The 19,780-nt window shown below is 42.9% G+C and carries 14 protein-coding genes; 8 read left to right on the forward strand and 6 right to left on the reverse strand.

What is annotated here, in order from left to right; all coding sequences use genetic code 11:
• From relA to dgt, 3 genes are all read right to left on the reverse strand, one after another.
• On the reverse strand, positions 1-2,231 hold a 2,231-nt coding region (gene relA / locus AABS66_RS16065; protein ID WP_206082946.1), incomplete at its 3' end, for a GTP diphosphokinase.
• A gap of 16 nt (positions 2,232-2,247) precedes the next feature.
• Positions 2,248-3,579: a 23S rRNA (uracil(1939)-C(5))-methyltransferase RlmD gene (gene rlmD, locus AABS66_RS16070; protein ID WP_206082947.1), complete on the reverse strand. Its 1,332-nt coding sequence runs from the start codon at positions 3,577-3,579 to the stop codon at positions 2,248-2,250.
• Positions 3,580-3,744: 165 nt separating this feature from the next.
• Entirely contained in the window at positions 3,745-5,271 is a 1,527-nt protein-coding gene (gene dgt / locus AABS66_RS16075) for a dGTPase (protein WP_206082948.1), read from the reverse strand.
• Positions 5,272-5,517: 246 nt separating this feature from the next.
• Here dgt and mtnN point away from each other — a divergent pair, with 246 nt between their 5' ends.
• Positions 5,518-6,210 (forward strand): 5'-methylthioadenosine/S-adenosylhomocysteine nucleosidase, encoded by a 693-nt coding sequence (gene mtnN / locus AABS66_RS16080; protein ID WP_206082949.1) that lies wholly within the window; start codon positions 5,518-5,520, stop codon positions 6,208-6,210.
• Between the two features lie 63 nt (positions 6,211-6,273).
• Positions 6,274-7,104 (forward strand): vitamin B12 ABC transporter substrate-binding protein BtuF, encoded by an 831-nt coding sequence (btuF, locus tag AABS66_RS16085; protein WP_430225170.1) that lies wholly within the window; start codon positions 6,274-6,276, stop codon positions 7,102-7,104.
• A 436-nt stretch (positions 7,105-7,540) separates the two neighbouring features.
• On the opposite strand, the gene erpA is transcribed toward btuF, so the two are convergent.
• A complete protein-coding gene (erpA, locus tag AABS66_RS16090; RefSeq protein WP_154623408.1) occupies positions 7,541-7,885 on the reverse strand; it encodes an iron-sulfur cluster insertion protein ErpA in 345 nt (114 codons plus the stop codon).
• A gap of 213 nt (positions 7,886-8,098) precedes the next feature.
• Here erpA and hemL point away from each other — a divergent pair, with 213 nt between their 5' ends.
• A complete protein-coding gene (gene hemL, locus AABS66_RS16095) occupies positions 8,099-9,388 on the forward strand; it encodes a glutamate-1-semialdehyde 2,1-aminomutase (protein WP_206082951.1) in 1,290 nt (429 codons plus the stop codon).
• Positions 9,389-9,715: 327 nt separating this feature from the next.
• Here the strand turns inward: hemL and mrcB are convergent, their stop codons facing one another.
• Together mrcB and hrpB are read right to left on the reverse strand one after the other, a co-directional pair.
• A complete protein-coding gene (mrcB, locus tag AABS66_RS16100) occupies positions 9,716-12,238 on the reverse strand; it encodes a bifunctional glycosyl transferase/transpeptidase (RefSeq protein ID WP_206082952.1) in 2,523 nt (840 codons plus the stop codon).
• Between the two features lie 189 nt (positions 12,239-12,427).
• A complete protein-coding gene (gene hrpB, locus AABS66_RS16105; RefSeq protein WP_430225171.1) occupies positions 12,428-14,887 on the reverse strand; it encodes an ATP-dependent helicase HrpB in 2,460 nt (819 codons plus the stop codon).
• A gap of 100 nt (positions 14,888-14,987) precedes the next feature.
• Here hrpB and sfsA point away from each other — a divergent pair, with 100 nt between their 5' ends.
• From sfsA to panB, 5 genes are all read left to right on the forward strand, one after another.
• Complete coding sequence (gene sfsA / locus AABS66_RS16110; protein WP_206082954.1) at positions 14,988-15,698, forward strand: DNA/RNA nuclease SfsA; 711 nt, start codon at positions 14,988-14,990, stop codon at positions 15,696-15,698.
• 194 nt (positions 15,699-15,892) lie between these two features.
• Positions 15,893-16,348, forward strand: a complete 456-nt coding sequence (dksA, locus tag AABS66_RS16115; RefSeq protein WP_004260494.1) for an RNA polymerase-binding protein DksA — start codon at positions 15,893-15,895, stop codon at positions 16,346-16,348.
• Between the two features lie 728 nt (positions 16,349-17,076).
• On the forward strand, positions 17,077-18,423 hold the full coding sequence (gene pcnB, locus AABS66_RS16120; protein ID WP_241016797.1) for a polynucleotide adenylyltransferase PcnB: 1,347 nt from the start codon (positions 17,077-17,079) through the stop codon (positions 18,421-18,423).
• A 14-nt stretch (positions 18,424-18,437) separates the two neighbouring features.
• Entirely contained in the window at positions 18,438-18,929 is a 492-nt protein-coding gene (folK, locus tag AABS66_RS16125) for a 2-amino-4-hydroxy-6-hydroxymethyldihydropteridine diphosphokinase (protein WP_206082956.1), read from the forward strand.
• 58 nt (positions 18,930-18,987) lie between these two features.
• Positions 18,988-19,779, forward strand: coding sequence for a 3-methyl-2-oxobutanoate hydroxymethyltransferase (gene panB, locus AABS66_RS16130; protein WP_430225172.1), 792 nt, complete (start codon positions 18,988-18,990; stop codon positions 19,777-19,779).
• Position 19,780 lies beyond the last annotated feature (1 nt).

Below are 19,780 nucleotides of genomic sequence, written 5' to 3' on the forward strand. Positions count from 1 at the left end.
CACTGGGAATGGCGTTTTGCCTCAATAACATCCGGCAACTGATTTAATTTTGCTAACACCCGACTCAGCACCTCAATATTATACAGCTCAATTGTCATATCTATCGTTGCTAATTGCTGCTTCACATCGCTGCGGCTACTGACGCCAAGCACATTAACCTTCTCATTAGCTAATATTGTCGTGATATCACGTAGTAGACCACTACGGTCATTGGCGATAACTCTAACCACGAGAGAATAACCACTGGAATAGTTTTCTCCCCAAACTGCATCTATCACGCGTTCTGGTGCGTGACTTTGCAGCTCAGCTAATTGTTCGCAATCCGCACTGTGAATAGAAATACCTCGTCCTTTCGTGATAAAACCGACAATTTCATCCCCTGGAATTGGCTGGCAGCAACGTGCAATATGGTGCATTAGGTTACCAACCCCTTCAACCACCACTCGACCACTACCATGGGATGGTGCTCTTGGGAGTGAAGACTTACTTTCTAATGTCTTCATTGCCGCGCGGTCTTCTTCTTCCGCCGTTGCTTTATTGAATTTGCTTTGTAAGAAATTCACCAACTGGTTAATTCGAATATCACCGCCACCAATACCTGCTAATACTTCGTCCAGAGAATGAACGTTATAGCGGGCAATAAGCAGTTTTTCCGCTTCACGCAGGCTAATATCAAGCTGAGATAGTTCACTATCTAAAATCTGGCGTCCAGCAAGAATGTTTTTATCTCTGTCTTGTTTACGGAACCAGTTTTGAATTTTGGCACGCCCACGGCTGGTTGTGACATAGCCTAAGTTTGGATTTAACCAATCACGGCTTGGGTTCGGATGTTTTTGGGTGATGATTTCAATTTGATCCCCCATTTGCAGTTGATAACTAAATGGCACGATCCGACCACCAATTTTCGCACCGATACAACGATGCCCTACATCACTGTGAATATGGTAGGCAAAATCAAGTGGAGTTGACCCTGTCGGTAAATCGACAACATCCCCTTTCGGTGTAAAGACATAAACGCGATCATCAAATACCTGGCTACGAACTTCATCAAGCATTTCACCTGAGTCTGCCATTTCTTCCTGCCATGCAATTAATTTACGCAGCCATGCAATACGATTTTCGTAGCTGCTTCCCTTGCCAATTCCTGTTGCGCCTTCTTTATATTTCCAGTGTGCAGCGACCCCTAACTCTGCATCTTCATGCATTTGGCGGGTACGAATTTGAATTTCAAGGGTTTTACCGTTGGGGCCCAACACAACTGTATGAATTGATTGATAGCCATTTGGCTTGGGGTTTGCTACATAGTCATCAAACTCATCAGGAAGATGGCGAAAATGGGTATGCACAATTCCCAGTGCCGCGTAGCAATCTTGCAAACGTTCAACCACGATACGTACAGCCCGCACATCGAACAGCTCATCAAACGCCAATGATTTCTTCTTCATTTTGCGCCAAATACTGTAGATATGCTTGGGACGACCGTAAATATCAGCCTGAATGTTTTCTTTTAGCATATATTTACGCAACGTACCGACAAAATTATCAATATAATCTTCACGGTCAATACGGCGTTCATGGAGTAACTTAGCGATTTTTTTGTATTCATCAGGGTGCAAATAACGGAAGCAGAAGTCCTCTAACTCCCATTTTAATTGCCCTATCCCTAAGCGATTCGCTAATGGCGCATAAATATTGGAGCATTCTTTTGCGGCTAATACGCGTTCATCTTCTGTGGCGTCTTTGACTTCACGCAAATGCGCGATACGCTCTGCTAGCTTGATGACAACACAACGAAAATCTTCCACCATCGACAATAACATACGACGGATATTATCGACTTGGACTGAGCTTGTTTCACTGGATTGTGTCGCTTTTAATTGACGAATAGCATCCATCTCAAGCACGCCTTTAACAAGTTCGTGTATCGAATTTCCGAACTGTTCAATGACTTCGTGCTCTTCCAGCTTGCCTTCTTCTACTAATGGAAATAATAATGCGGCTTGTAAGCTGCCAATGTCCATGCTGAGCGTAGATAAGATTTCTGTCATCTCGATGCCACGCCACAGCAATAAAGGCCCAATTTCTTGGCCTGCTAATTTATCGTGACAAAACTGCCAGGTATGGATGAGCTTTTCTTCTGATTGTTTATTGCTCAAACCCAGACCGCCTACCCATTTTTCTGGGGCAAACTCACCTGCTGGGGTAAGATGTGCGCTTCTTACTGCAACCATATATTCTCCCTACCTGTTAATGCTCTGGCCGACGGATAAATAGTGCCATTGATTCTAAATGGCTAGTGTGCGGAAACATGTCTAACATCCGCAAATGTAACAATTGATACCCCTCATCAAGCAAAACTTTACTGTCCCTTGCTAATGTCGTTGGGTTACAAGAAACATAGACAATTTTTTCAGGCATCAGTTTAATTAAATGTTCCATCACGCCCGCCGCCCCTGCTCGTGCAGGGTCTAATAATACTTTATTGAACCCTTGAGCTGCCCACGGTTGTGTATGAATTTCGGCTTCTAGGTTCTCATTATAGAAGGTCGCGTTGGAAATAGTATTGAGCTGAGCGTTGTTTCGCGCCTGTTCGACTAAATTTTCGACACCTTCAACCCCAACAACTGATTGCGCTAATCGTGCTATTGGTAACGTAAAATTACCCATTCCGCAAAAAAGGTCTAATACCCTATCTTCACGCGTTAGATCTAACCATGCTAACGCTTGTGCCACCATCAATTGATTTACTTGCCCATTCACTTGAATAAAATTCAATGGGTTAAATTTAAGCACTTCACCTACCACTTGATATTCTGGCATTGGTGAGCTCGACGTCAGTGCTTCTAATGCATTGTCATTTCCTGCCAACCAGATAGACACGTCATATTGCCTTTCAAAATCGTTAAGTTTCTGTTTATCTGCATGTGAAAAAGGCACTAAATGACGGATCATGATGATATTGCTGTTATCCGCATGGATAAGCTCAACATGGCCTAATTTCGGCTTAATGCTAAGTTGGTTAAGACACTCAGAAAGGGGGGTAAGTAACATATCCAGTTCAGGCACTAACACTGGACAGTTTTTAATATCAACCAGCGTATTGGACTGTACTTGACGAAACCCCATCACCAACCGTTGATGTTTAGGTTGATATTGCAAGCCTAAGCGAGCACGGCGGCGATAGCCATAAGGTTCACCACTCATTACGGGAGCTGCACTTTTATCAACTCCCGTTTCTCGCATCATTAAATATTGTAAAGCCTCGGCCTTACTTGCTCTTTGTAATTCAATATCAATATGTTGCTGTTGGCAGCCACCACACTGATTAAAATAACGGCATTGTGGCTTCACTCTCTGTGGACTTGTTGATAAGCGCTTAACCACTTTCGCTTTCGCAAAACTACGCTTATCTTCCGTTAACTCAATCTGAGCTTCCTCCCCTGGTAATAAATCCGCAACAAAAATTGTTTTCCCGTCAAGACGTGCTATACCTTGCCCTGCTGCATCTAAGCTATCAGCAATGACCGTAAGTTGACGGCGTGGAGTGGTGCGGCGGTTCGGAGAGTAAAATTGAGCCATAAGTAGTCACAACGAAGTATTAGTTACAAAAAAGGGTCCTTGTTTGTTTCCATTTCAGGCATTTTTTATTTCTGAAAAAAGAAAAACAGACACGCCTAGTATACCTGTTTTTCCTTTTATTTTATTGCCTACTTTTCGATTTTATTACTTAGCGAATTAATATTATTAATTACTCACCATAAATTTTCTATATTCTTCATAAGCATAGTGATCTGTCATACCGCTGATGTAGTCTTGAATCAAGCGGGCTCGATAGTAAAACTCAAGAATAGATTTATCCGCTTCATTCGTTGCAGAGACTTTCTCAAGCGCCTCGTTATAGGATAAACGGTGCTTATTGGATAACTTATGGAATAACCGCGTTTCAATAAAAAAGTGTTTGTGGTAATTTTTTTCCACTAAATCTGCAAAGTCAGTTCGGTTCATCATTAGCAACGGACTATAAAAATCGAGTAATCCACTGATAATTTTATAACCTTGTAACTCTAGCTGCTCGACTTCGTGATGGTTAAATACATGTTTAAATGCAACGGTTTTCAACACTTTCAGCAAACGATGCTCAGGGCTTTTGTCTTCCAATAATGCGCTATTAAAACAACCATGATAAATTTCAGGTAGGTTTTTAATAAAGCGCTGGGCACTATAGTGCGCTAACTTACCTGTAATATTAACGCGTAAGTACATAAAAAACTGGTCTTGCTGAATCCGCCTTGTGTGGTTATCACTAATATTGTTATAAGCACGCATAATGGTTTGATCGAATAAATCATTCTGCTCAACTTTCCCCCACTCTGCGCGCAAATAATCAATTAATTGCTCAACGGTAAAGATCCCTTTTTCTGCAGCGTCATCCAAATCAGCAATACAATAAGAGATATCATCTGCCGCCTCCATAATGTATGAAAGTGGGAAACGGCAATATTTCTCCATATCGAGTTTCTTGGTAAGTTCACTGACAAAATCCGCTTCAGACCAGTAATACCCTGGTTTTTTCATCAAATAATCAAATTCTGCTGGGATTGGTTCTAAATCATAAGCTCCTCGCGTATATTTCAAGATAGAACCAATTTGTGCGTAGGTTAGGTTAAGTTTCAACAAGCGGTGAGCCATTCGTAAACCTTGTGCATTCCCCTCAAATGAACATAAATCTCGCTTCAATTGGCGACGAAAAAGGTCTTGCTTTTCATTGCCTGTTAATTGCAATGCTTCAATTTGACAAGGGTCGGGTAGGTCAGATGAAAATAGATACTCAGGGGCGAGTAGTTTGCTAAACCAGCGCTGAATAGCAGCCTCACCAAAATGTCCGAAAGGTGGGTTACCAATGTCATGCATCAGGCAGGACATCTCCACTAAGCTTTCAAAAGCATCACAACGCTCATCTAACCCATAGGTTTCTAACAATTTTTTCTTTTTCAGCTCACCAAGCACAGTTTTACTGATATAGCGCCCCACTTGCTGAACTTCAAGTGAATGAGTTAATCGGCTGCGCACCGCCGCATTTTGTTCTAATGGGAAAACTTGTGTTTTTTGCTGTAAACGACGAATAGCAGCGGAATTAATAATACGCCCACGGTCACTTTCAAATAAGCGGTTTACGGCGTCTTCATCCTGCGGTGAGACTTTCTGGTTTTTAGCACTGCTCATATAGTTACGCTGAAAGCTCAGTTTCTTTAGAAAATTAATTTCACCCACGCTGCCACCTTCCCTATCTCAATTGATGCTTCATTATATAGCCTAAACACAGGAAAAATACTTCACGACTCACCTTTCAATGTTACACTTCGTGCATCTTTGTAATTTCGTTGTCGAAATTCGAGTTGTTGCAATAAAATTTGCGAACCCGCTCGAAGAACACAGCACTAACACAATAAAACATTATCTTCCCTAGTCTAAATATTGACACTAATCGTACAAATTGAGCAGGGAAAAGGAGACAAAATGAAAGTTGGGATCATTGGAGCGATGGAGCAAGAAGTTGCTATTCTTCGCTCACAAATTGAAGGCTGCCAAACCATTAGTCGTGCAGGTTGTGAAATTTACACTGGGAAAATTAACGGTGTTGATATTGCCCTATTAAAATCAGGTATTGGTAAAGTTGCTGCTGCTATTGGTACGACTTTGTTGTTAGAACATTGTCAGCCTGATGTTGTGATTAATACAGGTTCCGCTGGCGGGTTAGACCCTCGCTTAAATGTGGGTGATATCGTTGTTTCGACCGAAGTACGCTATCACGATGCTGATGTTACGGCATTTGGCTACGAGCCCGGCCAGATGGCACAATGCCCACCTGCTTTTGTCGCTGATAACAAACTCATTGATGTTGCTGAGCAATGCATTAAGTTGCTCGATATGAATGCAGTTCGTGGCTTAGTGTGTAGCGGTGATGCCTTCATTAATGGTGCAGAACCTTTAGCACGCATTAAAGCGACCTTCCCACAAGTTGCTGCTGTTGAAATGGAAGCGACGGCGATTGGCCAAGTCTGCCATCAATTCGGCGTACCATTTGTTGTGGTTCGCGCGATTTCAGATGTTGCAGATAAAGAATCGCATACCAGCTTTGATGAATTTCTTCCCGTTGCAGCTCGCCAGTCTTCACTGATGATCAATGCAATTTTAGCTAAGCTGGCTTAAATTCAACAAAAAAGGCATAACTAATTGTCAGGTATGCCTTTTATCGCCACATGATGATGCGCCATGAAAAAATTAACTGCCTATTCATCCCACGTTATTACTTTATTATTGGCTTGTTTTATCTCCTTTTCTGCTCTGTCTGAGCCAAAACAGCGCGTGGTTAGTTTATCCCCCGCAAATACAGAGCTCGCCTATGCTGCTGGGTTAGGTGATAACTTGATTGCAGTTAGTGCTTACTCCGATTACCCCGAACAAGCAAAGAAGCTGGAGCAAGTTTCTGATTGGCAAGGGGTTAATGTCGAACGTATTATCACGCTTAAACCTGATTTAATTTTGGCATGGCGAGGGGGAAACCCGCAACGGCCGCTTGATCAGTTGGCATCCTTTGGCATTCCCATTATCTATTTTGACCCACAAACCATTGATGGAGTCATCGACGCTGTCAATGAGTTATCCCAATACAGTCCTAGACCTGAGCTGGCTCAGCAAAATATTAGCGCTATGCGAGCTAAGTTGACTCCTTATCGAAATCAAAAAAAGTCAGATCTCAAAACCAAAAAAATCTTTATCCAACTGGGGACTCAGCCTTTATTTAGTACGGGTAAACATACATTGCAAAATGATGTCGTGACATTTTGTGGAGGGGAAAATATTTTTGCTAACAGCGCCGTGCAATGGCCGCAAATTAGCCGTGAGCAAGTGCTCACTCGTAATCCTGATGTGATTGTAATGACTGGCTCAATTGAACAGGAAAAAGTTGTAAGAAATTTTTGGCAATCACAACTGGATGTCCCAATCATTCGTCTAAATGAAGATTGGTTCCATCGTGCAGGCCCACGAATCATCGACGCCACCGAACAACTTTGTGAGCAGTTAAACGCTTTATCCGATTGATAAAGAAGAATTACGAATTACGAATTACGAATTACGAATTACGAATTACGAATTACGAATTACGAATTACGAATTACGAATTACGGAAATTTTCTAAATAGTTCGCGTTGTGGCAAGGCGGCAAATGAAGATATCTCGGGGAGCATACACAAGTATGTGATCCGAGTAGCTGAATGAAGCCAACACCGCCACGTAGCAACTCTGCAAACAATAAATGTCTTATCCAATTAAGAATTAAGAATTAAGAATTAAGAATTAAGAATTAAGAATTAAGAATTAAGAATTAAGAATTAAGAATTAAGAATTACAGAAATTTTCTAAATAGTTCGCGGTGTGGCAAGGCGGCAAATGAAGATATCTCGGGGAGCATACACAAGTATGTGACCCGAGTAGCTGAATGAAGCCAACACCGCCACAGCACGAAATATGACGAAAATTAGACGCTAAAGGATGAACCACATCCACACGTAGACTTAGCATTTGGATTTGTTACGATAAAACGAGAACCCTCTAAGCCCTCTGTATAGTCGACACTTCCACCCACCAAATATTGCAGACTCATTGGGTCGACGACCAGCGCAACACCTTGTTTCTCAATGGTCATATCACCATCGTTGATTTGATCATCAAAGGTGAAACCGTACTGGAAGCCGCTACATCCGCCACCAGTGATATAAACACGCAGACGCAGATTTGGGTTGTCCTCATCAGAGACTAAATCTTTAACTTTAATTGCTGCCGCATCAGTAAATTGCAATGGCAGAGCTGCATCATCACTCATTTTTCACTCCAAACCGGTGACCGGTAAATTCATGTGTGGGCTAAAAACCACTCAGATCAATTAACCCAATTATCCGCCACTTGACTAAATCGTTCAAGTGTTGTTACGCAATTAGACACATTGTGCATATCTTGCTAGCAACATTTGGTTTAATTGATGCAGTGCTTTAGAATGGTGGCAAATTTTTATTTCGCCCTTTTCTGGAGCCCTGCCATGTCGCAATCTGAAATTCTGTATGAGCAAGCAAAACAACAAATTCCTGGCGGTGTGAATTCGCCAGTTCGCGCCTTTAATGGTGTCGGTGGTACGCCTTTATTTATCGAAAAAGCGGATGGTGCTTATATTTATGATGTTGATGGTAAAGCGTATGTCGATTACGTTGGCTCATGGGGACCAATGGTCTTAGGTCATAACCATCCAGAAATTCGCGATGCGGTGATTAAAGCCGTCCATAAAGGTTTGAGTTTCGGCGCACCAACTGCCGCCGAAGTTGAAATGGCCGAATTAGTATGCGAACTTGTTCCTTCTATGGATTTAGTTCGCATGGTGAACTCTGGTACTGAAGCTACCATGAGTGCTATTCGCCTAGCTCGTGGCTATACAGGCCGCGATAAAATTATCAAATTCGAAGGTTGCTACCATGGCCACGCAGATTGCTTATTAGTGAAAGCAGGTTCTGGTGCGCTGACCATGGGCGAACCAAACTCGCCAGGTGTTCCTGAAGATTTCGTCAAACATACGCTCACTTGCACTTACAATGATCTTGCATCTGTGCGCCAAGCGTTTGAAAATTATCCTGAAGATATCGCTTGTGTCATCGTGGAGCCTGTTGCTGGGAACATGAACTGCGTGCCACCCACTGCAGAATTCCTACCTGGTCTACGTGCGTTATGTGATGAATTTAATGCCGTACTGATCATTGATGAAGTAATGACAGGCTTTCGTGTTGCATTAGGTGGCGCACAAGATTACTACGGTGTTGAGCCAGACTTAACCTGCTTAGGCAAGATTATTGGCGGTGGTATGCCTGTGGGTGCATTTGGTGGTCGTCTTGAAATCATGGAAAAATTAGCGCCTATAGGCCCTGTTTACCAAGCTGGTACTTTATCGGGTAACCCTGTTGCAATGGCAGCGGGCCTTGCTTGCTTAAAAGAAGTGTCCCAACCAGGCGTTCATTCACGTTTAAATGAGCTAACAGAAAAATTAGCCCGTGGGTTAAAACGTGTTTCCCAAGAACAAGGCATTCCAATGGTCATCAACCATGTCGGGGGGATGTTTGGTATTTTCTTCACGGATGCAGCAACAGTGACTTGCTACCAAGACGTGATGAAATGCGATGTGGAGCGCTTCAAAAAATTCTTCCATTACATGTTAGAACAAGGCATTTACCTCGCACCATCCGCTTTTGAAGCTGGGTTTATGTCTATCGCACACAGCGATGAAGATATTGAAAAAACCATCAAAGCTGCTGAAACAGCGCTGGCGAAAATCAAAGCGAATTAATTTGCATTAAAACCAAAGAGGTGAAGCACTCTAGTTTCACCTCTACCTTTCTAAGGTTAACTTTTATAGTTATACATCTTACACAATAATTCCTTATATAGTTCGCCTTGTGATAGGTTTCGGGAAAATTATTTTCTAGGCATTGAAGTGGTCAATTAAAAGAATTAGATAGCAGAAAGTTAGAAAACTGAATATATCGTTAATTTTCTAAATAGTTCGAGTTGTGGCAAGGCGGCAAGTGAAGCTATCTCGGGGAGCATACACTAGTATGTAACCCGAGTAGCTGAATGTAGCCAACACCGCCACGGCTCGAAATATGACGAAAATTTAGGGATTATCGCCAAACATATCCTTCACCCAATCTGGCGCATCACTTTTTTGCTCATCATTATTGCCATTTAAATTCCACGTTGGTGCTTGGTCTTCTGAGGCTTGGCATAGACTGTCTGGGTTATCAGTCCAAATCGGCAACATTCTACCACCACCAAAGTTTGAGCAGCTTAACTGACCATCAGCCGTGACTTGCATATCGACAATGCCCTCTGGTGCACGATTAATCAGAGCTAATGGCGCTTGGTTATCAAGGTAGCGTTGGTAGACTTTTAAAGCCCCTGTTGCCCCTGTTAACTGTGTCGGACCATTGTTATCACGCCCTACCCAGACGATTGCCACCTCTTTGCCATCAATACCCGCATACCAGCTATCACGCAAATCATTGGTTGTCCCTGTTTTACCAGCCAAATTGTACTTACCGTATTTGGATAATAAAACGCGACCTGTTCCTTGATTCACCACTTGCTGCATACCATAAAGTGTTAAATAAGCAGCTTGTGAAGGTACAGCACGCTCTGCGGATGGGTAACTTTGATAAATTTCGTTACCATCACCGTCGATGACGGAACGCAGAGAGGACAATTTCGCCCGATTGCCTTCACCACCAATGGTTTGATAAACCTGAGCCACTTCCGCTGGCGTTAAGTTAACAGCACCTAAGAACATTGCTGGCACTTTTTCCATCGCTGCGGCTGGTGCCCCTAGACGAACAAACGTATTAAACACTTGGTCGAGGCCAATATCTAACCCTAAGTTTACGGTTGGGATATTCTGTGATTTTGCAAGCGCATCAACTAGCATCATACGGCCATTGAAATTACGGCTGTAGTTTCTTGGGCTCCAATTTTGGTTGCCGACTTTAACCGTCAGCGGTTCATCTTTTAACCATGTGTTCAAACGGTAACGATCAGGCTCACTTAGTGCGGCGAGGTACACAGGCGGTTTTGCTAATGAACCAATACTACGACGTGCGTTCAAGGCACGGTTAAACCCTGAGAATTGTGGCTGAGAACCACCCACCATGGCACGCACTTCACCGTTAATACGGTCAACCACCACCATTGCACCTTCAATATCGTCTAATTTACGGGTTTTGCGTAAATCTGCGACACCATTTTCTACGGCATTTTCCGCTGCAGTTTGCGCGACAGGGTCTAAGGTTGTGAAAATTTTCGCACCTGATAATTCTTTGACTTTATCGCCCAATTTTTCATTGAGTTCTAAGCGAACCATTTGCATAAAGGCAGGTTGGGATGCCACCAGCCCTTCTTTATTTTTCACGCCAAGTGGCCTTGCACTAAGGACTTGGTACATTTCTTGGTCAATCACACCGCGCGTTTCAAGAATTTTCAACACAATATTACGGCGTTTGATGGCATTTTGTGGTTTTGTCCAAGGGTTATAGGTTGATGCCCCTTGTACCATTCCCACCAACAAGGCTTGCTGATCGAAGCTTAATTCATTAATTGGACGACCAAAATAGTACAAGCTCGCTAATGGGAAACCACGAATTTCATCATTACCATTTTGACCTAAGAAAACTTCGTTTAAATACAGTTCTAAAATACGTTCTTTGCTGTAATTATAGTCCAACAGGAGAGCCATATAGGCTTCGTTAGCTTTACGCTTTAAGGTTCGCTCATTAGTCAAAAACAGGTTTTTAACTAATTGCTGTGTCAGGGTACTTCCCCCTTGTACTGAGCGCCCAGCAGTTAAGTTAGCAACAACAGCACGGCCGATAGAGTACAAACTGACACCATCGTGCTCGTAAAAGTTTCTATCTTCGGTTTCAAGTAAGATTTTCACCAGAGATTCAGGAAAATCCGCTAATGGCAGCACCAAACGCTGCTCATTATTTGCAGATTGCATCATGGTGATAAGTTTTGGATCTAAACGGAAAAAACCAAATGAGCGGCCATTCTCCATATTTTCAATCTTACTTAAGGCATTATTTTCAAACACCATACGAGCCAGAATCTGCCCTTCTTTTTGATCAGGGAAGTTAAATGGACGGCGTAAAATTTCAATGGTATTGCCACGCACCACAAACTCACCCGATGTGGTGATTTTACTGACTTTTCGATATTGCATACCTTCGAGCAAGCGTGTCATTTCCGCTTGGCTATAATCCATCCCTGGCTCCAGGTTGACCATGCGACCGTAAACCGCAGCGGGTAGATCCCAAACTTTGCCATCGAGACGCTCTTTAATTTGTTGATTTAAATAAAAACCATACGCCGCTAATAGCACCGCAAACACGATCATCAACTTGACGAGTAGCCAAAACCAACGCCATTTGCTTTTTACTTTGCGCTGTTTTTTATTTTTTGAGCCTTTTTTAGCCATGTGCTCTTCTTCATCTTCATCATCGAGATATTGTTCTTCAATATCATCATCTTGGTATAAATCTTCATCATCATAATCATCGCGATCTCTACGGCGGCGTGATGAGGATTGTTTTTTATCAGCCGTTTTTTTATTACGTCGGCCAATTGGTTCAAAATCTTTACCGGACATGGTCGCTCCATATCACCTTACAAAATTACTTAACAACTTAATTATTCACTAATTGCTTAACGCCTAGTGGTTAATTTTGGCCCATAACCCTTGAGATTTCACCAAAGAAAGCTCTTAATTACATTTCCTTACTCTGCTTTGCCCATTCAAGCCCGTTTTGGAAACCCGCTATTAGAGCACAAAAATCGGTTATTTCGTACTCATCATCGCTTTTTTTGTTTGCCTTGTGGGTGCCGTATTCGCGGGGTCATCTGGCCACAAATGCTTTGGATAGCGTCCTTTCATCTCTTTTTGAATCTCTTTGTAGCTACCTTGCCAAAACGCACCGAGGTCTTGAGTAATTTGCAGTGGTCGCATGGCAGGCGATAATAAAGACAGCGTTAAGGTAAGTTTTCCCTGAGCAACAGTTGGGTTTGTTTTTTCACCGTACATTTCTTGCATGCGAATTTCGATAAATGGCGGTTTATCTAAGGCATAGTGAATACTCACATCGTGTAAGGATGGCGCGTGGTAAGTGTCTGGAAACTGACTCTGCAACCACTGCTGTTGCTGCCAATCCAAACGGTTGATTAATAATTTAGCTAAATTAATTTGCTGCAATTTTTGCTTGTTCGTCACGCCATCCAAATAGGGCTCTAACCATTCACCCAAAGAATCCAATAGTGCATTTTCATCAAAATCAGGGAAGTTAACTTCAGGAAACAACTGTTTCGCTAATGTGCAACGAATACACAATTGAAGTGCATCTTCCTGCCAATTCAGTTGTTGTAAGCCATTTTGCTTTAGCCAGTAAACCAATGCTTGGCGAATTTCCGTTTTATCTGGGTTAGTAAGCCGCTCTGATTTCACCACCAGTTGCCCACATTGCAAGCGTTTCCACGCTAATAAAGTGCCCTTTTGCTCATCCCATTCCACGGTTTCTTGCGACCTAAATAAAGTAGGGTTATCAACTTGCAACTGTTCAATTTCAATCGGATAAGCTAATGAAATTCGTGCATCTGCCGAATTTTCAGGCTGCCAAACCGAGACGACCATTAACCAAGGCGAGCCAATAAGCGAATCCGATTCATTCAGGGATGCACCTAAGCCGCTAGCGAGTTGATAACGCAATTGGTTATCACGAGATTTGGCGATACGATCTGGGAAAGCCGCAGCTAACAATGTTGGTAACCACTCACTTATCAGCACACCTTGTTGACTAATTTTATTCGATACTTTTTGTTCACTCAGCATTGATGCACGTTTACACCAATTGTCTGTCGGCCTTTCTATAAAACTACGTAAGTCGCATCCCCCATTACGTGGAGGTTCTTCAATGATTGCCGTTAACAATGCGGCGAGCTGCATCACATTTTTATTTTGACTTTCTTGCGCTTTACAGAGCATCGCAGCAGTTCGCACCTCGCAAGCGAAAGCCGCCATCTTTTGCCCCAATACCGTTAACTTGCCTTGGCTATCTACAGCTCCTAATTTTGTTAATAACCCCTTCGCAGCGGCAATCGCAGGTTGCGGTGGTGGCGATAACCAATTTAGTTGCGCCGTATCATGACATCCCCATTGTAATAAAGAGAGCCATAACCCACTGAGATCGCTTTGGTTAATTTCAGCCTCGCTAAACTGGGCAGCACGTTCGGCTTGCTCCTCACTGAATAAGTGCCAACACATACCCGCTTCTAAACGTCCTGCTCGCCCAGCTCTTTGAGCCATTGACGCTTGGCTTATTCGCTGTTTTACCAATTTTGTTAACCCTGTACGTGGGTTAAACTGCCCAACACGTTCAAAACCGCTATCTACCACTAAACGAATACCCTCTATGGTTAAACTGGTTTCTGCGATATTGGTTGCCAACACCACTTTGCGTTTTCCTTTGGGAGCAACTTGGATGGCTTGTTGTTGAGCTTGCAGTGAAAGTGCACCATATAACGGACACAAAAGTATGTCCTCACTTACCATAGAGGAGAGTTCTGCTCTCACTTTCTCTATTTCCCCAACGCCTGGGAGGAACAAAAGTAGTGAGCCTGGTTCTTGTTGCAATAATTGCCACACCACTGATGCCACTTCTTTATGGAATAACTTGTTAGAGTTAATTGGATGGTATTCACGCACAACAGGGAAAGTACGACCTTGAGATGTAATGACTGGCGCTTCAGGAAATAACTGTGTCAGGCCTTGGTTATCCAATGTTGCTGACATTAATAAGATACGCAAATCATCTCGCAGTGCTTGCTGAGTATCTAATAACAGGGCAAGGCCGAGGTCTGCCTGTAAATTTCGCTCGTGAAACTCATCTAAAATCACCAACCCAATACCTTCAAGCATCGGGTCACTTTGTAACTGCCGTGCAAGTACGCCTTCCGTTACCACCTCTAGACACGTATGGCGGCTCACTTTCGTTTCCGAACGCATACGTAACCCTATCGTGTTACCTACCTCTTCGCCAAGCTGCTGTGCTAAACGCGTTGCGACTGAACGCGCAGCAAGACGACGCGGTTCTAACATAATAATTCGCCCATCAATGACGCCACTTTTGAGTATTTCATGGGGTAATACCGTTGATTTACCCGCGCCTGTTGGGGCGTGTAATAAAACTTGTGGAGAAGATTTTAAGGCTGCCAGTAACGATTCACTGACTTCTAATATAGGTAACACGAAAGTAACTACTCCCTGCATTTAACTTTTGCTATCAGACATTGTAGCATTAGCCTCTTTCATCAGTCAGCTTATCACTGGTTAGCACCGCGGAGACCTTATGGAATTTCATCCCCCTTTACAACCTGCCACTTTAATTAAGCGTTATAAACGGTTTCTAGCGGATGTCACCTTACCTAATGGCGAAGAGATAACAATTCACTGTGCCAATACAGGTGCGATGACTGGATGTGCAACTCCTGGAGATACCGTCTGGTATTCCACCTCTGACAATGCAAAACGCAAATATCCCCACAGTTGGGAGTTAACTCAAACAACACAAGGACACTTTATTTGTATCAACACCCTTCGTGCAAACCAACTTGTCGCTGAAGCCTTAACCGGAAAGTGCATTCCAGAATTATCTGACTACAGCAAGATAAAACCTGAAGTGAAATATGGAACAGAAAATAGTCGCATTGATTTTCTTCTCTCACACGATGGGTTACCTGACTGTTTTATTGAAGTTAAATCAGTCACTTTACTGGAAAATGAACACGGTTTTTTCCCTGATGCGGTGACGCTTAGAGGACAAAAACACTTAAGAGAACTCATGCATATTGCGAAAGAAGGAAAAAGAGCCATACTATTGTTTGTTGCGTTACATACAGGTATTCACGTAGCATCAGCAGCGGCGCATATTGATAAGAAATATGCGCAATTATTAGAGGAAGCAAGGCAAGGCGGTGTTGAAGTACTTTGTTATCAGGCAGATATAACTGCTCAACAAATGTCGTTAAGTAAACAGATTAGTTTTACATCTATTAAATAATATTTTTTAATAGATTTTTATACGGGGCCGCTGAGTTCTGGGGCGCTAAAAGGGAATAAACACGCTCGCCCTCACAGCATTACAAAACTCATTGCATGAACGATTGCCAAGAGAGCTCTCTTCTGCTATTTATAGCGACCTTAAATTTTCCCCCTTGGGGTTTTTGTAAAATTTGCGTGTGTAGGAGAAGCATTATGCAAGAAGGGCAAAAACGTAAGACATCGTCCTTAAGCATTCTCGCCATTGCTGGGGTTGAGCCCTATCATGAAAAAGCTGGCGAAGAGTACATGAACGAAGCCCAATTGGCGCATTTTAAGCTCATTCTCGAAGCATGGCGCAATCAACTCAGAGATGAAGTGGACCGGACTGTTACTCATATGCAAGATGAGGCAGCTAACTTTCCAGACCCCGTTGATAGAGCCGCTCAGGAAGAAGAATTCAGCCTTGAATTACGTAACCGGGATCGTGAACGTAAATTGATTAAGAAAATCGAGAAAACGCTGAAAAAAGTTGAAGATGACGACTTTGGCTACTGTGAATCATGTGGTGTAGAAATTGGCATCCGTCGTTTGGAAGCCCGTCCTACCGCTGATTTATGTATCGACTGTAAAACATTAGCTGAAATTCGCGAAAAGCAAATGGCAGGCTAATTGCTCAAATGGAGTCCTGAACGGCGCATATTGCGTGCGCCGTTGTAAGGGTTTCGCCCCTTTAAAATCCCCTCTTTTTCACACAATCTAATACGCGCCTTTATTCATTCCTTATTTTTGCTATCATTTTTGATAAAATTCATGGCTAGCAAACGAATACGTTAATCGGGTCTTAATAAAAATGCGATTTTTCAGTAAATTTTTTATTGAATTTTACAGTGTATTTTTCAGATTATGGTTTAAATAGCGCTTAATGTCTTTGTGGTAAAAACCCACTAAAATAAGGTATTCTGCGCCATAAGTGATGAAACCAAGAAAAATGTCGCTTGTTTTTTAATCTATTTTTATTGATAAAAAAAATGATTAGACGTGACTTTTATTCGTTTAACCATTCTCAAAGAAACTTCTGTGAGCTATGATTAGCCGCTTATTTTGTTTATTGAACATTGGTAATCACATCGAGGTGTACTATTTTTAACCGAGTAGCAAATTTCTGCCGTCACATTTTATCTCGTAATACCACTGCATCGAATAGTGAAGATTCCTTGCAGCACACGCATACTCAGCGAGATACCTCGGCAGCCGGTAAAAGGCCAGTCACTCATTCCGATAAGGAGCAGACATCTCCTCGTACTCGGAACGCTAAACAAACGCCAAAAACAGCGTCTATTAAAAAAACGGTTCGTCAATCTCAACGTGCCGATTCTTCGTCTGAGAAACACCCTACAATGACAACCGAAAATAACGAAAACATTACTGTTATTCCGCGTTCTGAACACTCTATTTCCCGCAGTGACATCAGCGATAATGCGCTGAAAGTCCTCTATCGTTTAAATAAAAGTGGCTATGAAGCCTACTTAGTGGGTGGTGGTGTTCGTGATTTATTATTAGGCCAAAAGCCAAAAGACTTTGATATCACAACAAATGCAACGCCAGAGCAAATCCGTAAGCTATTTCGCAATTGCCGCCTTGTTGGCCGCCGATTCCGCTTAGCGCATATTATGTTTGGCCCTGAGATTATTGAAGTTGCAACTTTCCGCGGACATCATGACCAGAATGCCTCAGATGATAAGAACTTGTCATCACAGGCACAAAATGGCATGTTGCTGCGCGATAACATTTTTGGTTCTATCGAAGAAGACGCTATTCGTCGCGATTTCACCGTTAATAGTCTGTATTACAACATTGATGATTTCACTTTACGTGACTACGTCAATGGATTGGCTGATCTTAAAGCGGGTGTTATTCGTCTTATTGGTGACCCTGAAACTCGTTACCGCGAAGACCCTGTTAGAATGCTCAGGGCAGTACGCTTTGCGTGTAAGTTGGATATGACTATTGAGCCAAAAACCGCAGACCCAATTTATCATCTTGCTCCATTATTAAGGGAAATTCCTTCTGCAAGATTATTTGAAGAGTCCTTAAAATTACTTCAAGCAGGTCAAGGTTATTCAACGTACAAGATGCTCAAGAAATTTGGTTTATTTGAGCAACTATTCCCTGTTATTTCGAGCCGTTTTAGTGAAACTGATGACTCGCCAATGGAAAAAATCATTGAGCAAGTCTTGAAAAACACAGACTTCAGGCTTAAAAACGATAAGCGTGTCAACCCTGCATTTTTATTTGCGGCCATGTTATGGTATCCCGTTACTGAACATGCAGAGAAGCTGTCCCAAGAAGGTGGCCTCGCTTATTATGATGCCTTTGCCCTTGCGATGAATGATATTTTAGATGAGCAATGTCGTTCAATTGCCATCCCTAAACGTATCACGACAACAATGCGTGATATCTGGTTACTGCAATTACGCTTACCACGCCGCCAAGGGCGACGCGCCAATAAATTAATGGAGCACCCAAAGTTCCGTGCCGCCTTTGATTTATTAGAGCTTAGAGCCAATGTAGAACATCGTAATGAGCTACAAGAACTGGCACTATGGTGGGCAGATTTTCAGCAAGCTAACAACAGTAAGCAGCGTGAGATGATTTCAGAATTAGGCAATGCCCCAACTCGCCGCCGTCATCGCCCGCAACGCTCCTCTCATGCAGGGGCACGCAAACCCAATAAATCGTCATAAATAGAGAGCCCGTTATGGAACAAGTCTATATTGCTGTAGGAAGTAACCTTGGTGAGCCTCTTAAACAGGCACAACAAGCTATTGCAGCATTAGACGCTATTCCTAATAGCCATGTTACTGCAACATCATCTATTTACCGCACGAAGCCGTTAGGCCCGCAAAATCAGCCAGATTTTTTAAATCTGGCTGTATGCCTTGAAACAACACTTGAGCCAGAAGCACTACTCAACTATACCCAACAAATCGAGCTTGACCTTGGTCGTGTGCGCAAAGACGAGCGCTGGGGGCCGAGAACCCTCGATCTCGATATCATGCTTTTTGGTAACCGTGTTATTAATACACCACGATTAACGGTTCCACACTATGGGCTGAAGGAGCGAGAATTTATGTTGTATCCACTCAGCGAACTTGCCCCTACTCTTGTTTTTCCAGATGGTGAATTGCTGTCTGAAAGACTCACACACGTCCCGCGTAACGGCCTAACATTTTGGGATATTAACGCCTAAAATAATCAACCTCTTCTGAGGTGTGGTCGTTGGGAGATCATTTCCGGAGGTTATTATAATGAAACCAATTTCTCTGGCTGATTTATGTCAGTTTAAAAAAGACAAACGCAAATTTGCTACCATGACCGCCTACGATGCAAGCTTTGCTCAATTATTTTATGAGCAAGGGATCCAAGTGATGCTGGTTGGTGACTCGTTAGGTATGACTATTCAAGGTGAAACCAGCACATTACCCGTTACTGTCGAACAAATTGCCTACCATACCCGCTGCGTCCGCAAAGGTGCACCAGACGCCTTTATCATCGCAGACATGCCATTTATGAGCTACGCTACCCCAGAGCAAGCCTGTGCTAATGCCGCTATTCTTATGCAGGCGGGAGCAAACATGGTTAAAATCGAAGGTGGTAGCTGGTTATGTGATACGGTCAAAATGCTAACTGAACGTTCTGTGCCTGTTTGTGGCCATTTAGGGTTAACACCACAAGCGGTGAATGTACTGGGTGGGTACAAAGTACAAGGTCGTGACGAAGTAACAGCTAATCAGCTAGTAAAAGATGCAATTGCCCTCGAAAATGCAGGGATACAGCTGTTAGTGCTTGAATGTGTGCCAACGTCATTAGCTAACCACGTCACAGAAGAATTGTTATTACCCGTTATTGGTATTGGCGCAGGAAATGGAGCGGATGGGCAAATTTTGGTGATGCATGATGCGTTAGGGATTACCGCTCGCCCACCGAAATTTGCGAAAAACTTCCTTGCGCAGGCAGGCAACATGCATGATGCCATCCGCTTGTATATTCAAGAAGTGGAAGCAGGCATTTACCCAGCTGAAGCACATTCATTTTCTTAAT

The sequence above is a fragment of the Providencia sp. SP181 genome (assembly GCF_050446505.1).
Taxonomy (GTDB): Bacteria; Pseudomonadota; Gammaproteobacteria; order Enterobacterales; family Enterobacteriaceae; genus Providencia; species Providencia vermicola.